General features: G+C 55.5%; 12 protein-coding genes. 7 read left to right on the top strand and 5 right to left on the bottom strand.

Annotated elements, in window-relative coordinates; translation table 11 throughout:
• Positions 1 to 194: 194 nt before the first annotated feature.
• Both NUG21_RS10040 and NUG21_RS10035 read right to left on the bottom strand, forming a co-directional pair.
• Positions 195 to 722 carry a hypothetical protein gene (locus NUG21_RS10040; protein WP_263392965.1) on the bottom strand — a complete coding sequence of 176 codons (528 nt, stop codon included), beginning with the start codon at positions 720 to 722 and terminating at the stop codon, positions 195 to 197.
• The gene (locus NUG21_RS10035; protein ID WP_263392964.1) at positions 719 to 1,345 is read right to left on the bottom strand and encodes a VC1465 family Xer recombination activation factor; all 627 of its coding nucleotides are present in this window, start codon (positions 1,343 to 1,345) and stop codon (positions 719 to 721) included. Before NUG21_RS10035 ends, NUG21_RS10040 begins: the two co-directional genes overlap by 4 nt.
• A 485-nt stretch (positions 1,346 to 1,830) precedes the next feature.
• On the opposite strand from NUG21_RS10035, the gene NUG21_RS10030 reads away from it, so the two are divergent.
• From NUG21_RS10030 to NUG21_RS10020, 3 genes are all read left to right on the top strand, one after another.
• On the top strand, positions 1,831 to 3,672 hold the full coding sequence (locus NUG21_RS10030) for a TnsB C-terminal domain-containing protein (RefSeq protein WP_263392963.1): 1,842 nt from the start codon (positions 1,831 to 1,833) through the stop codon (positions 3,670 to 3,672).
• Positions 3,669 to 4,526, top strand: a complete 858-nt coding sequence (locus NUG21_RS10025; protein ID WP_263392962.1) for a TniB family NTP-binding protein — start codon at positions 3,669 to 3,671, stop codon at positions 4,524 to 4,526. The genes NUG21_RS10030 and NUG21_RS10025 overlap by 4 nt, the downstream gene beginning before the upstream one ends.
• 962 nt (positions 4,527 to 5,488) lie before the next feature.
• Positions 5,489 to 5,776 (top strand): hypothetical protein, encoded by a 288-nt coding sequence (locus tag NUG21_RS10020; RefSeq protein WP_263392961.1) that lies wholly within the window; start codon positions 5,489 to 5,491, stop codon positions 5,774 to 5,776.
• A gap of 51 nt (positions 5,777 to 5,827) precedes the next feature.
• On the opposite strand, the gene NUG21_RS10015 is transcribed toward NUG21_RS10020, so the two are convergent.
• A complete protein-coding gene (locus tag NUG21_RS10015; RefSeq protein ID WP_317852479.1) occupies positions 5,828 to 6,211 on the bottom strand; it encodes a helix-turn-helix domain-containing protein in 384 nt (127 codons plus the stop codon).
• A gap of 408 nt (positions 6,212 to 6,619) precedes the next feature.
• On the opposite strand from NUG21_RS10015, the gene NUG21_RS10010 reads away from it, so the two are divergent.
• Both NUG21_RS10010 and NUG21_RS10005 read left to right on the top strand, forming a co-directional pair.
• Positions 6,620 to 7,024 carry an H-NS histone family protein gene (locus tag NUG21_RS10010; RefSeq protein WP_263392960.1) on the top strand — a complete coding sequence of 135 codons (405 nt, stop codon included), beginning with the start codon at positions 6,620 to 6,622 and terminating at the stop codon, positions 7,022 to 7,024.
• A 634-nt stretch (positions 7,025 to 7,658) separates the two neighbouring features.
• Positions 7,659 to 7,880: a hypothetical protein gene (locus NUG21_RS10005; protein WP_019797490.1), complete on the top strand. Its 222-nt coding sequence runs from the start codon at positions 7,659 to 7,661 to the stop codon at positions 7,878 to 7,880.
• A 1,064-nt stretch (positions 7,881 to 8,944) separates the two neighbouring features.
• Here the strand turns inward: NUG21_RS10005 and NUG21_RS10000 are convergent.
• Entirely contained in the window at positions 8,945 to 9,523 is a 579-nt protein-coding gene (locus NUG21_RS10000; RefSeq protein WP_263392959.1) for an HNH endonuclease, read from the bottom strand.
• A complete protein-coding gene (locus NUG21_RS09995; RefSeq protein WP_263392958.1) occupies positions 9,520 to 10,866 on the bottom strand; it encodes an AAA family ATPase in 1,347 nt (448 codons plus the stop codon). The genes NUG21_RS10000 and NUG21_RS09995 overlap by 4 nt, the downstream gene beginning before the upstream one ends.
• Positions 10,867 to 11,281: 415 nt before the next feature.
• On the opposite strand from NUG21_RS09995, the gene NUG21_RS09990 reads away from it, so the two are divergent.
• Positions 11,282 to 12,043 (top strand): hypothetical protein, encoded by a 762-nt coding sequence (locus NUG21_RS09990; RefSeq protein WP_263392957.1) that lies wholly within the window; start codon positions 11,282 to 11,284, stop codon positions 12,041 to 12,043.
• 302 nt (positions 12,044 to 12,345) lie between these two features.
• Complete coding sequence (locus NUG21_RS09985) at positions 12,346 to 15,537, top strand: CHAT domain-containing protein (RefSeq protein ID WP_263392956.1); 3,192 nt, start codon at positions 12,346 to 12,348, stop codon at positions 15,535 to 15,537.
• Positions 15,538 to 15,539: the final 2 nt, after the last annotated feature.

The following is a 15,539-nucleotide window of genomic DNA, read 5'->3' as shown; positions in this document are numbered from 1 at the left end:
CCGGAATAGTAAAGGGCGAAGAAGACACGCAGGTACTTGCACATGAGCCACATGCGGGGCTTCGTCACGGGGAAAGTGACCGAGCGATACAGGCCAAAGCAAGCAAAGCGGAAGTTACGTAGGCGGCGCTCACGACGAGCGCGAAATCGGGTGCGCGGATGCATGGTTCCCCCTTTCAGTGACGCGTGACGAAATCAGAGAGGCTTGCCGTTGCGGAGAACATCGCGCCAGACAGCAGATGAGCCTCCTTTGGAGTTCCACAGTCGGTCAGAGTAGCTCTCTGCCATGAGGTACTCATGGTGGAAAGAGGCGCCAATGATGCCGGTAGGAGCGAAGCGAGCAGGGCAGGTGAGGAAGGTTTGAAGCTTCGATCCATGCCGACGGCGAAGACCGGTACGCTTGGCGCTCTTGGTAGGCAGGCGTGCGCCACGCCCGCCAGACGCTGACGCTGCAGGCAGTCGTGGCACACGCCGCTGGGCCAGGGGCGAAGGCAGCTCCTGGTCTAGACCGGCGGAGAGGATCTGAGCCAGCGCGTCATGGGCACACGACTGGGAGAGAGCAACTGCCTGAGCATCGAGGTACTGACGGACAGCAAGGGCGACCAAGGCGTTGAGCGAGATACCCAGATCCTTGGCCTTGGCTGCGGCCTGGGTCTTGAGCGGGTCGACCAAGCGAACGTTGGGCGCGGTCTTGCGGGACGGCGCGGGAGCCTGGTCGCTCATGCGGTCCTCCGCAGAGCCAGGTCCTGAGACTTTTGGCCCGTGTTACTGCTCGGGCCAACCGGCGCGTGCCGGGGAAGGTGTGGGAACTGTGCTGGTGCGGTAGTACAGGTTGCCTGCGTATCCACCAGCCGGACCGGTGAAAAGTCCCCGGATGTGTCGACACTCTGCCGACAAGGCGTAGACACGGACGGCTTGAAGACCCACGCCGGCGCGCGGCAGTGACCGACCATAGCAGTGGCCACATGGGTGGGCAACACGCCGCGGCGCTTGGCCATGATGTTGCGAAACTCCTGCGCCTGCAGGATCAGGAGCGACCACCACACCAGGTCGCTGGAGCGCAGCTCACGGCCCTCAGGCGTTGCCAGGACGTTGCCGCGCACCTGGAAGCCGGTCCAGTCGGGACCGAGCAGCTTGCCGCCCCTGAGGACGCGCATGAGCTTGTAGGCGGTATAGGGGATGCGAGCTCGAGCGGACTCCCAGTTGGAGACCGTCCGGACGCTGACGCGCAGGAGCTTGGCGCAGTCGGGGATGCTCAGGCCGAGGGTGATGCGGGCGGTGCGGAACTGCTCAGCGTGGTGGCGGATCTGCAACTGTGGATTGCTTTGGTTCGTGTCTCCGTCCAAGTCGTTGATGCTTAAGGACTTCGCCAGAGCAGCTCACGGGCGAGCGTCGTTGGAAGATCCCAAGGACACGATCTAAAGAGAAAAGTCGCCTCCTGGACGCGATCGCCAGCGGGGCGGGGTGCTTGAGCCATTCGACTGACGCGCGCAGTCCGGCACTAGTTCGAATGCGCCCCGGCGAGCACAACAAAACGATAGTCTAAAGACTATAAATACCTTTTCTGATCAATGCGTTGCGATTGCGCGACGCTTCTTCGCGTGCTAATTCTGCGCCGCCGCATGCTGCGGTGACTGTCAATCGGCGGAGACGCGAACTATGGCCTGACGCACTTGGATGCCTGTGGCTAGAACGACGAAAGGCCAGGGTTGGCGCCCTGACCTTTCTGAACAACCGGATGATCCGCCGATTGGGGCTAGCCTTTCATACTTCCCTTTCCCTGTCAACAGGGGGAGCGGGCTTCTATTGCGTCGGGTCTGAGGACCCAACGATGAGCTTGAACATGAGGGCCTCGCGCCCAGTTAGGGATCTGGTCGTAAAGCCGGGTGAATTGGTGATGTGCGGGGGAAAGCTTTCACGGATTCTCAACTGCGTAGCCCCGGACAAGATCCACGTGAAGACCGAAGGTGCTGCCGAGTTTCAATGGGTTGGGATCGGTGAACTTTCTGCTTACGAGCATCTCGCCGTCAAAGGCAAGATCAGGCACGTGTCCCAAAACGATCCTGATCAGGAAGCAGCTGCACGCGAATGGACGCGTGCCCTTGGCCGGGCGGTCAAAGAGCAGGGTTCCAAGCTACTTGCGCCGACGTGCCAAAGCCTGGCTGCCAAGTTCGGCGTTTCGACCAAGACGGTGCGCCGTCGTTGGAAGCTGCATTGCGATAACCCGCTACCTGCATCTCAGTTGCCTAGCATGCCTGGCCCGACACCTAACGCAAGATTTTTGTCGCCGTTGGTAGAGAGCTTGATTGCTTCAGCTATAGATGAGGTCTATCTGGTACGAGAAGGCAGCACCGTTTCGGCGGTGGTCCGTAGATGCGCTCAACTTGCACAACAAGCCGATGTGCCAGCACCAAGCTACGCGGCTGTTAGTGCACGGATAAAAGCGCGTGATCCGCTCCAAGTGGCCGTCAAACGGAAAGGGTCCCACGAGGCGCATGCAAAGCAGTCCCCCTCCATACGCGGACTTGAAACGACATATCCGCTCGAAGTCGTGCAGATCGACCACGCGTTGGTTGATTTGATGGTGGTGAGCCCATTGACCAGGCAAGTCATCGGGCGCCCGTGGATAACCCTGGCGATCGATGTTTTTACTCGTTGTGTTGTTGGCTACTACATGAGCTTCGACCCGCCCGATCAAACGTCAGTGGCTCTCACCCTGGAACATAGCTGTCTACCCAAGGAGAAATGGCTCCACTCCTTAGGACTAAGGGAAAAGGTTACCTATCCGATGTTCGGTAAGATGTCCCGGATTGCCTGGGACAACGCGAAGACATTCAAGACAAAATCGCTGCTTGCACAATGCGAACGGTACGGAATCGAAGTGCGCCCTAGGCCGGTTCGCCGCCCGCACTATGGCGCTTACATCGAGCGCTACATTGGGACGATGATGGGTGCGGTGCACTTGCTGCCAGGCACAACGTTCTCGAACTCTAAGCAACGAGGGGACTATCAATCGGAGAAGAAAGCAATCCTCACATTTACCGAGCTTGAGCAATGGCTTGCGTTGGAGATTGCTGGCGTGTATCACAACAGCCCGCATAGGGGTTTGGCTGGCCGTACACCAGCCCAGGTTTGGGAACAGTCTTGGACAAACGCTCAGGGAGTGACTAGGTTTCCCCCAATTATTGGGAACCCTCGAGACTTCACTCTTGGGTTTCTTCCTGCCACTGGAAGAAAGATTGGGCGGACAGGTATCCAGCTGCACTCGCTGCACTACTGGGACCCAGCCCTTACGCCGTTCATAAACGATGGAATCGAGCATAGGGTCCACTTCAGCCAACGAGACCTCAGCAAGGTCTATTTGTATGCCGGCAGTGACTATCTTGATGTGCCGCTACTGGATCGCTCAAGGGAACCCTTCTCTCTATGGGAGCTTCGGGATATCCGTGCGCACCTTAAAAATGAGGGCCGAAGGGCTTCATCAGAGAGCGAACTCTTCGAGGCAATGGAATTGCAACGCAGCATCTTACTCGACGCGGCAAGTAGCTCTAAGAGGGCACGCCGGAAGGTGGCCAGGTTGCCAGAACCTAGGCAAGGGCAGCACAAGCACGGCGAGGTCGACTACACAACACCGGTGGAACCCATTCGGGCAAGCCTGGGAGAAGTGGAATGAAGAACGCCAATGCTCCCGAGTCCACGGTTGCGGTCCCGTATCTAGAAGGCGACCTGCCATTTGTACTGAGTTCGCCCTCTATAAGCATATTAAAGATACTGAGCCGGCTGCGCGCAGGTGAGTACAAGCGCAGCCGCCCTGTGTGCCTCCATATTGTCGCCGCAGCCGGAAGCGGCAAGAGCAGACTTCTAAATCACTATATGTCGCAGGTGTCAGCGGCGCGGGAAACGAGCGGATCCAGATACCGAGAGGCAATCTTAATTGAGGCCCCCTATGACGGAAATTGCATGAAGATGTGCCGGTCCATCATTAATGCATGTCTACCTGGATACCCGATTCGTAAGGCCCAGAACATCCATGAGCAGGTCGCGGATGTCCTTCATGCTTCAGGGGTTAAGCAGCTGCTGATCGACGAAGCTGGACACATCCTCAATGCGGGCAAGGCCGGCCAGCAATATACCTTGGCGTTGATCAAGTCCATATGTAACTTGGGCATCACGGTCTGTATTGCGACAACCAAGAACATGGTCAATGTGCTAGCTGCGGACGAGCAGCTGGCCTCACGCTTCAAGAAGGTCGAGCTACCTGTCTGGGGTGAATCAATGGAGTTCCGCCAGTTTCTTGCCGGTATAGAAGCTGAGTTGAACCTACCGAGTCCCTCGCATCTCGACAGCAAGACTGTTATTCGCTGGCTCACCGCTCATGACTGCTGCGTTACGTTCAGACTCCTCGAGGTGGTGATCGGTGCCGCCCGGATGGCGCATGCCAGGGGGCAGGAGCGAATCACCATCGAATTGCTCGACGAGTGCTGGAAAGCTGGCCTAGGCGAAGAAGGCAAGGGCAATGAAGGTTGAAGATTTGCCTGACGCCGCCGTTCCGTTTCCAGGTGAGAGCGTCTTTTCGTGGCTTGAAGCTACAAGGCAGAGGCTGGGCCTTGCTCCGTCTGAATGGAGAGAGTGGTGTGGCTTCTCACCCCGCGAACCTGAGCGACGGTCCGATGGCAGTGCCTGGGGTAAGCTCCCTACGGAGTTAGACCGTATAGAGCTAATACCAGCAGCTTGGCGTATCGAGGGCACATGGAGACAAATTGCATGCCCCAGATGCGTACTCCCGGTCGACAAGGGAATTAGGTATCCGGTACTGGTGGACTGGCTCGATGCACGAACTATCGCTTGTAGCCGGCATCAGTTGCTTTTGTGCTACTTCCCTGCCGATGACCCCGTGCCAGTTACTGTGAATCAAGAGATCCAGGGTTTATACGAATGGCTCCAGCAATGGCGGCAAGGAACAATCGAGCGACAGGATGCTCGGCTTCGCCGCGACCTGGTTTTGGCGTCCGGACGAAACTGGGGTCCAGGTTTTTCAAAAATCGCCAGCGCTGAGCTCGCATGGGTCATTGAAGGGATGGGTTGGCGATTGCCAAGAACTCAAAGCTGTTACCGTCCGCTAGGGCCGCCCCGGATTGGTGCGCTCGGCCCGCTCGACAGGGCGGCTGCTTTGCTCGGAGCGTACCGGGCCTGGACGGCTTTGAGAGACCCATCCTCGCAATCGCTTCCCGACTGGCCCACTGCGGCGTGGGAATGGCTTGAACGCCGATTGCGCTCAGGCGCAGGACCACGGGTAGGGGCGATGCTCGGGGGTGTCCTTGTGGCGAGGCGGGGCCGGCGTAGGTGACTCTTGTCGCCGCCAGCCCAAGCAGCATCGATGCGCACAGCTGGGCGAGCAACTCCATCACTGGTGCAATAGTGCGGCAGGGCGGAAGATAGATGGATCTGCTTCGTGATTTTTTCAGTTAAATTAATTAACGGATAACAATGTGAAATTTAGATTGATGACTAATGTGATCAAATATCGCCAGGGCTACGTCGAAATCTCAAACATCCATGCAGGGTGCGTGAATCTAGAGGTCTGGTCTATCAATCCGGTTAATGAACTTAAAGAAGGTGAGGGCGCATGCAACGAACTCGAAGATGATCACGTTACAGGAAACGTTGAGGTTGAACTGAGTCCAGAGGGAGTGAAAGCGCTGATCAATGCGCTGCAAAAAGCACTGAGCGAATCTCTCGACTCAGCTAACGTGTCTGATGATAAAAATCAAGCTTAATTTGCTGTGGCAGCCTTGATCGCACGGGCCAACGCTAACGCCAAGCAGATTTTATTTTTCGTGGCCTAGCGAACTAACCCACTGAGCGAGTGCGATATTTGGCTCTACACCTTCTGACACTTTGTGTAAGCATTTCGCCAATTGTGATTGTTGATCTGGCGACAAAGCGCCGATTTCCAGAATGGCATCAGCCATTTCTGGGGTGCTCGCTAAAAGATATGCTGGGGGCACTCCTAGGATTTCGGCCAGTTTATCGAGGTTGTCGAATCCAACGGCTGTGACCTGACGCTCGTAGCGGTTTATTCGGGAGGAACCCTTCTCCTTGCCCAGACCCATACGATCACCCAAGGCTCTCTGGCTTAGCCCACGCAGCTGCCGAGCCTGCTTGAGGCGGGCAGCAAAAATGGCGCGGACAGACAGCAGCTCTTGGGACACGTAGACAACAGGGTTGCGGGGTGTCTCATGAGCATGAACAAACCTCTTCCTCTCGTGCAGTCTCTATCTGTAGGATAGAGGGTACAGAGCCGGCAAAAACGTGACCGGATACGCAATCTCATAGGGGGATGCATGAAAATAGGCGCAATCATCTTCAGTGTGGCCACAATTTGGGGGGTGGGGGTCACGGTTGGCTGCAGCAGACCTACGCAAGATGTGGACTATTACAAAGCCCATCCTGAGGAGCGGAGCAGAGTGGTCGCGGATTGCGGCCGAGACCTTAGCAAGGCGCAGAGGAGAGACGACTGTGCAAATGCTGAGAAAGCGGAATTCGAGGGTAAGCCCGTAAAGAAAACTCCCGGTAAGGCGTATTAAGCCCACTAGAGTTGCTGGCGGATTAAATTACGAATGACAAAACTACCTCTTGCAACCATCTTCAGCGCTAAATCTAAAATCCGAGAAGAGCTTCGCAAGCTTGAGGAACAAGAAGTAGCGCTCCGCCAAGAACAGGCCGCCTACGCTGTAGCCGAAATTGTAGGTTTGCTGTCCCAATACAGCGACTATTTCACGCCGAAACAAAAGGCCGAACTGGCCATCGCCATCGGCGCTAGGAGCATTGGCCGTAGCAGCAAGGCTGCCACTGCCCACACCAAGAAGGAAATTACCCCGAAGTATTGGCTGCCCCATACTCAGGAGACTTGGTCGGGCCGCGGACGCACTCCTTTGGCATTCAAGGCGTGGGAGGGTACGGTGGCTTATAAGCAGTGGAAGGCCAGTCATCCGAATGAAAGGTTCCCGAAGTATCCCGGATGATCGGCAACCTGGATGATGTGGAGTATCCGAGGAGGTGTGGTCTTAGGGTGTCCGGAGTTGATCAGCGACGGGAAATCAGGGCCTCCTATTTTGATGGACTATCGCTGGCAATTGAACTTGATTCGCGGAATTTTTAAGGTCCGGGACAGCTCATTAGAAAAAGAACGATGCGTGCGCTTGTGCGTAGGTTTTTTCTGATCTTGCTCTCAGCCTTCAACTGATCACAGGTTCGCCTTTCTCATGGCAAAGTGATCCCGTCATCTAGGCCGTTTCACCCACCATGGTTGGGGGCGGAGGCAAGAACCTCCAATCAAGCGCTGACGATCACGGGCCCCGCATGTGGGGCCTTTGCTTTGCGCCGATCATGATTGCGGCCCTGGAGGAGTGCAGGGCGCGCGCCTTGGCCGAGACTTAGGGTATCCATTTGTCCAATCCTGTAGACGGTTTTTCTACGCCTATGGGCGGCGCTTGCGGCTCCTTCGGCCCAGCAGTAGCGTCTGGGGCGCACCTTCAAGGAACGAACGATGAAATCCTTCTCCGCGATAGTGATTGGAGTGGCCATGATGGCCGCCGGATTGTGCCCGTTCGCCAGGGCGGCGGCGGAGCCGGCGTTGAGCCCCGCCGACGTGAGGGCATGGGGGAAAGCGTTCCCGCCGGCAAAAACAACGTCAGTCTGTCGCCGCTGTTCAAGGCCTACGTGTTCGAGAAGGCAGGCCTCAAGTTCGTTCAAATCAACTCGTTGAAGGACGAGGTCATCACTGTCATCGTGGTCACGCCTGGTGCGGAATCCCGACTGCCGATCGGTTCCGCCGCAAGCCAGCCGCTGCCGATGCTCGAGGGCGACGTGTCCAGCTGAGCGGATGCGCTCGTTTGAGTGGGCCCCTAGTTAGAGCTGTACCTCGTGAGCAAAAGAGATGGCGACCTCGTTGTGTGAAACGTTCCGCTCCCTCGCATTTTCGACCCATGCACAGCTTTCCAAAGCGCGTCGTGTAGGTCACCAGCCTATGGAGGAGACGTTTACGGATCTTAATATTCTTGAGTTGAAGGACCGCCACCCTCTCGAGATATATTCAAAAACTTTTAGTAAGCGCAGAGAGGGAGTCAATGGGGCTGACTGGGAGTGGTGGCTTACAAATAGCTCACGGAATGCCTGGCTGGGCTTGCGAGTGCAGGCCAAAGTTATCCACTTAGCAACTGACACGTTTCCCCACCTCCACTACAAGAGTGGAAAGCCCAAGATCTATCAGTTAGACCGAATAAGGACAGAGGCTTTTCGTGATGGACTGGTGCCTCTTTATTGCTTCTATACGCATAGTGCGCCCCAAACGAACAGCCCCGGCGTTCCTTGTGGCTCCTTTCCATATGCGCCCGAATCATACGGCTGTTCGCTAGCTTCCCTAGAGCACGTGTCCGCACTTCAAGATGCCGGGGAATTGCACGATCTCGCTTCGGTCATGGCTGCAGCAATTCCTTGGCACTGCCTTGTTTGCTGCGCTGGCTATGCAAAGGGCGACCTGCCTCACAGGGCTCGGGAATTTCTTCAAGCGCGATTTGCTTTGGGAGAGAGTGAGGCACCAATCAACTCGCCTCGTATTAGCTTGATCGAACGACCTCCAAGTTATGTCTTAAACGCAGTCGAGGGCCGCGAGGGTGAGTACTTGCCAGACCACACTCGAGGCGTCCTCGTCATCGCGCCCCGCGAAGATGGCTAAATCGTTCAAGCCAACGCTATTTCACGGCTGGGCTTAACTCAAACGTTAAGGCACGAAAGATAAAGCCACTGCTGAAAAGGTAGAGCCCGCTTTTTCGGACACTTTGGGCGTAGACGTCGATACCGACCTTCGTGCTAAGAGCTAATTCGGGGGGGGGGCAATATAGTTCCTTGGCCAAAGTTGGCTACAATATCACCTGGCCATCTAACTAGCGCTCATGGAATTGATGGCGTTGCATAACGGCGTTTAAGTCGTTGAATAGCTCCTCGCTCATGCCTAATTCATTTAAATAACGCCCCAGATTGCAGACATAGATGGTGTAGCTGCCCTTTTCACTGAAGGGTATGTAGAGGATGCCTGCCCGCCGTATATGCTCTGAGTAGTCATCAAAATGGGGATGAACGATCCGGAAACTACCAGGGTCTTCTGGATATGCTACTGGTACCCGCCCCTTAACCGGCGGATCGGCATGAACCTCTCTGTTACTCTTGTACTCATTGCAGTCAGGGCAACAGACGCAAAGGTTGAGTGGCTCGAACATGTAGTTGAGGTAGATCGACTTGGGCGCAATATGTTCGACGGGTGACCCCACGGCAGCCCTAACGGCCAGTGGATTAAGGCAATAAACACACCTAAAGAGCTGTGCGCGCCGATAGTGATCGCGGATCTCGCAGCGAACTAATTCGAGACTTTCATCAGCCCACATTCTATGATCGAACGCAGGGTCGGCGCGTATGGCAGAAATTCTATTGATTGCATCATCACTGAAAACTATGGCACGAATCATGACTGCCCCTGACTGATAAGCTCTCCGACTGAGTCGATCAGGGTTCTAAGCTTGTCACTTGAATCCAATTTCGCACGCGTGGTAAAAAGCCAATCGATCTCAAGCTTCATCTCCCGCGTAATAGTCCGGCCAGCGCGGACTTGCGCGATTAGGTTGAAGCAAACCCTGGAGATGTACTCGTTCATCATTCCGGGCGCGTCAAATAGCTCGGCCAGTTGGTAGTCCGCCGAGCGGCGCTCGAACAGCGATGCTGGATAGAGCTGTTTTTTGCGCAGGTGATATATAAAAGATCCAGCGCCGCTCAGGCGTGCGATGATCTGGGGTGAGTGTGTAGCGATCACAAACTGGCAACCTCTGTAATGCGAGAAGGCTGTCTGCAGCAGCGCCATGAATCGCTCCTGCCATTCAGGATGGAGGCTGATTTCGGGCTCATCTATCAGCACTAGGGAGTTGTTCTGGATATGACCTGCCACGCCGAGCATCAGTACCAACAAACACTGCTCGCCGGAACTGGCGCGCTTGAGGCTGAAAGCCACCTGCTTATGCTTCTGCACCTCGATGTCCATAAGCCTAATCAAGTTCTCGTCAAATAGCCTTAATATTGCTCTCAGTTGCTTGGCCCTAACCGGAGAGCCTCCAAGGCTTGCAGTGTTGGTACGAAAGTCAACCGTCATCCTCAATGTGCCCGGAAAATTAATGAAGTCGGCGGCGATGGACAGGTCCTTTAAGACTTCTTGGAAACCTTCGGTACTTTCAAGGATAGCTGCAAGTCGGGTATCAATCGTGTACTTGTATGAATCATGCTCAAAGGAAACCTTGTCGTCCTTGCGCAAGTAGCGGCCCGACGGATCGTCTGCCTTTGTGCGCTGGAACTGTGGTTTCAAGATGAAGTCGAAGACAGGAGAGAATGACAGCGAATCCAGCACACCAAGCAAGTTCAAACTTGGAGGAGTCTCTGCCAACTTTGAAAGTAATCCACGAGCCGCGGACGACAGCAGAGAAACGGCTGATGAGGCGCCGTAGATGCCCTCGCCGCGCATACCCACGTACCGATAGTTCTTCTGTGCCTTGGCCGGCCGCCTCGGCGGGGCGGGAAACTTGTCGAAAGGACTCGTTGACGCGGCGATGACCATGGGATCCGGTGCCCGACTGTGTCGCCCGACATCATTACGGCCATGAAGTTCTCGTACGCGCGATCGCGCAATTTCTGACAAGAGACGGCTTTTACCGACGCCGTTTTCACCCACTATAACCGTAAAGGTGTTGTCCCAGGCTTCGACTGTGGCTTCTTCAACAAGACGCACTGCTTCGTTGTCGTGGTAGATCTCAAATATTCGTTGCATCGGGGACTCTCCGTGTCTTCGCCAAGGATACTGACAGAATTTGGGTGGCTCTCCAAGCGTCGGCGGCTCGGCCTGCTTCGCTCTCTACGTCACTTCTGATCCCAATCGGGCATCCCAGGCCTTCCAGACAGCATCTGGTACCGCTTTCTTTGATAGTATTAGATTTGGGAATCGGCCTACTTGTTAGCCGGGCCTTGCACCCTTATGATCAAGGTGCACTAATGAGTGTTCCGCCGTGCGGCGCACAGCGAATAAATGCTAGTGCGTCCCCACTTGGACCGATTCTGCACTCTTGTTTACAGGGCACCGGGCTCCTAAGATCGAGCCGTACTAGGGAGTAGCGCGCTGTAAGGGTTGCCATGAATAATCGTATAGCCGAACCGCGTATCCGGCCATTAGGTAATTAGATGCTGCCATGAATTCTAAAGCGATTGGGGAAAGTCTAAAGCGCTGGTTCAACTCCACCGGATTTCCACTGGAAATCGAGGCCGCACGCTCATTTAAACATGCTTCGTTTTCAGTTGAACAATCATCCGCTTATGTCGACCCTGAGACGGAGAAAGGCCGAGAGATTGACTTGCTCGCTTACCGCCGTGATGCCACAGGCTGCTTCAATGCTTTTTTCGCTGTTGAGTGTAAGTCGAGCGATAAGCCTTGGGTCGTCCTCACCAGTCGCGACCAACATACCAGATATGGAGGACTTCACATAGCTTTGCTATCTCAAGGTGCTCGGCATGCGCTAGGCGATAATATTATTGATTACGTGCGCATCTATGCAGAAATTTTCGGACCTTCATGCGGCGGCTATGCTCTTAAGCAGGCGTTCTCCGGGCAATCAGATCTGGCATACGCAGCGTCTGTTGGTTCCTTAAAAGCTGCGTCATGGATTTCCAGTGAGGAGGAGCTAGGTCTTGTGTTCGGCTTTCCTGTTATTGTAGTTAATACCACGATATATGAGTACTCCGAATCTCTCTCCGGCGAACAGAATTTTACGGAAGTCCCAGATAGCTCTTTCGAGTTCAGGGCATACTGGAAGCAAAATAAACGAGCCTTTGTTCGTATTGTCTCAAGCGCACATCTGGATTCTTTTACCCAAAAGTGCAAGCTGCTAGTGGAGCAATATCAGCAATTGTTCTCAAGAGATATATATCGTGCTTTTCGAGGCAATATCAAGTGATAATTCGAACCGAGGTCCACTTCGCGCGTATGCTTTGATCTGCTTTTGTAAGCGCACTTTTGTTTCCAAAAGCTAAAATGGATGGGGCGGGGGATAGGGATGTTTATCGAGGACGGCCGAAGCTGGGTGGCGATCGCCAAAACGATCAGTCGAAGGGTTTGATCTTCATAAAGCAAAGCGCGGAAGCGTTCTCACTTGCGTGATCCGACCACAGCCGTCACCGCAGCTTATCTGGTTGCGGGTTAAGCTGGCTGGCACAGGATGACTCGGTGGGCTCCATGGGAAAATCTCGCAACGCTACTATGGACGACCAAGACCCGATGAATCATGACCCACTAGCACAGATAAAAGAACAACTATCGCAATGCAACGATTTGCTTCGGACTGGCGAAATTGGTGCGGCACTGCAGCTTCTCGATTCGATCAAGATGCCTAGCGAGGAGGATAGGAAGTTCTTGCGCATTAATATGCTGCATGCAGCTGATCTGCCCGTGCAGGCTTACGAAGAACTCAAGACGTTGTCTCGCAGCCCGGCCCCTAACCCCGAGGCGTTGTTACTCTTGGCCCTCGTTTGTGCGAACGCGGGCGCAGATATCGACGCCGAAAACTTCCTGCGCGCCATACTCAATGAACCGCTCTTGCGCTCATCCATCGAAAAGGCGATAGCGACCGCCCTGCAGATTCGGTCAAATGATCTCGCTCTCCATTTCGAGAACAGAGTGTTGGAGGAAGATCCTGCCACGGATCAGGCGCGGCAAATACGCTGGTACAGAGCCCTGACGCAGGGCGACTTCATCCGCGCAGTTGGAAACATTTCCGCTCAAGATCATCGACTGCGAGAGCCGCTGTATGCGTTGCAAATGGCCCTGGTCGATACCAACCCGCCGGACTACACTAAGGCACTATCCGCTTGTAACGATTGCCCCCGCGGGACCGCCGTCCCGGTGGCTGCCGTAAAGCATATCCTGCGCCAAGGGGCAGCGTCGGAAGCAATCCGCATTGCCAAGACCTTTGCAAGCAATCCGCGCGGACCAGAAGTTGGTGCGTTGCTCGATGTCCTGGACTGGCTTCTGCTTCACCGGTCGAAGCACAGCTGGCCAACGATGGCTAATGACGCCGAGACCCTGATTCTTGGCGTCATCGACTATCTCTCAACCCGAACCATGCGGGAGGGTGTCAGGAGTCGACTGATAAGCTTGCTCTCTGTGGAGCGGAGCGGAGACTACGGCCTTCCGATCATTGTTTCTACAATGCTCCGGTTAAGCCGCATTCAGATTGTAATGGACTGCCCATCAGATGCCGAGTTCATCAGATTAGACAGGCTTGAACAGAATGGGTTCTTGCGCGAGGCCTTTACCTGGCTGAGTTCTCGATCGCCCTGCGTGCCGGGCAGAACCATCTTGCCCGCTCATATCCTCCGGGATCCACCGGATGCGGTGGTGACGACGGTCAGCCATCTCATTTCCTCCTGGGATGATCCGCTGGCAAGCGAAGAGGAGATCGAGCACTTCATGCACTGGGTGCTTCTTGGGACTTCGGTCGCACCGCATGCCAAGCGGCCCAACCAAGATATTTCCCTGATTCGAGTCGCTGCGACTCAACTCGCCAATGCAGGCCAGGCCCAGCTTGCGCGCAACCTCTGCGAGCAAATTTTATTATCGAGCGTGGGATCCAAGAGCCGGGCGCAGGCCGCGTGGTTCGCCATGTCTGACATCTATGCTCGGACGTCGGATCTTCTGACTAGTTGCGTAGCGTTCGCCTGTGCACTGCGTAGCTGCTCGGAAGGTCAGTTGATCACCGGCTGGAACGAACTGAATAGCTTGGTGTGCCTGCTGCGTGCGGCGAGGTTGTTCGATTGGGCGCGTGACGCGCTTCGAGAATCCAATGCAGCGCTGCAATCGATCGATCACTATGCGTCGGTGAGCCATCAACAGGACTTTCTCGGCCTGACCATCGACATGCAGGAAGTCTTGACGGATCCGCCCAGCTACAGGGAACGGTTACCTCCCTTGGTCGTGAGGGCCTGCGACAATGCAAGGGAAGTCATGGAGAGGAAGGAAAGCCCTACGCAAATTCTCATCATGCTGAGCCAGTTGATCGATATCTGTACGACGGTTGGAGTGGAAGCTCCCACTGGCGCGGTCGATGTGCAGAAGGCCCTACGCGGTCAATCTGCGCAAGGCAATTCTCTAGCCGCGGCGGTCGGCATCGATGATTCCGCCTCCACTCTAATGTTCAACCTGTATCGGTCGATTGGCGACGCACGATACTCGAATGATGCCGCTCATGATTCCTCCAAAATCGCAATCTTGGCACGAAACTACCTAACGCTTAATGCCGCAAAGGTAGCGCCGGAAGAACTTCTGGTTGCCTTTGAGATGTGCGCGGACGGAGGCGTAGCCGCACCTGGCTGGATCGCCAATCCGCGGCCGCCGGCGCGGTTCCAAGCACCAGAAGCGTTCCTGGTCATGGCAGAATATCTCCGCCAACGAGGTATTGCTTTGGTCATGGGTACGCTCAATAACCGAGGCGAGTTGTTGACCCTGCGCGTCAACGACGGTGTCGCCCACTTGATCGAGGAGACCGGGTTCAGCTACAGCTGGTTCCAGAACTGGGAAAAGACCTATCCCTACGCCTATGGAAACGAGAAAGAGGGCGTGCAATCTTTCTACAGCGACCGCGAACTCATGCTTCACACGCTTGATGGCTGCAACTTAGCGGCGTTCCCAGGTTCGGCCACGTTGGTCATTATGGACACGGAACTTCGATCCATTCCACCGAACATCCTATTGGCTAATGGCGTACTGGCCGGGTCGCAATATCCGATCGGCGCGGCCCCTTCGCTGACGTGGCTTGCAGAAGCTTATCGTCGCGAGCAAACGGGCGACGGTCGACTGTGCGCATGGATCTCCAATGGCGGTGCGGGAGAGAGCCTAAACATGCTGGTGGAGAATCTTGCGCCAACCTTCGAGGAGCACGGATTTCATTTCGATACCGGCAGCGAGGTGCCCATCGGCATTGGCGGCGCCGACCTTGCGATCATTGCAGCGCACGGCAATGTATCGCCAGAAGGCCAGTACTTTCATGCGCTCAACGACGAGGGAACCTTGAAGATCCCGGCAGAGGCGCTGGCTACTGCGCTGCGCAATGTACGGGTCGTCGTGCTCTTCGTCTGTAACGGCGGACGATCCGATAAAGTGCCGGGCGCAAACACTACCAGCGGGCTTGCCAAGCAGCTTCTTAATGCCGGCTGCTCTACCGTCATCGCCTCTCCTTGGCCAATTCAGGCCGTTACCGCATTGGCGTGGATTCCAGAGTTCCTGAGGCAATGGCAAGAGGGGAGCAACATAATGGAGGCTTGTTTCCGGGCCAACCAGGCTATCGCCGGAGAAAATCCGTCGCGGAATCTTGCGATGAACCTCTTTGGCGATCCCTGCCAATGTCGGAGTCCTGTGCCCGGCGTATCCGTCAGCGCGGCTAGTTCGCCTGCATAGGG

Source organism: Xanthomonas sp. CFBP 8445 (assembly GCF_025666235.1).
Taxonomy (GTDB): domain Bacteria; phylum Pseudomonadota; class Gammaproteobacteria; order Xanthomonadales; family Xanthomonadaceae; genus Xanthomonas_A; species Xanthomonas_A indica.
The sequence above is the reverse complement of the archived record's forward strand: the minus strand, read 5'-3'. Positions and strand labels throughout refer to the sequence as shown.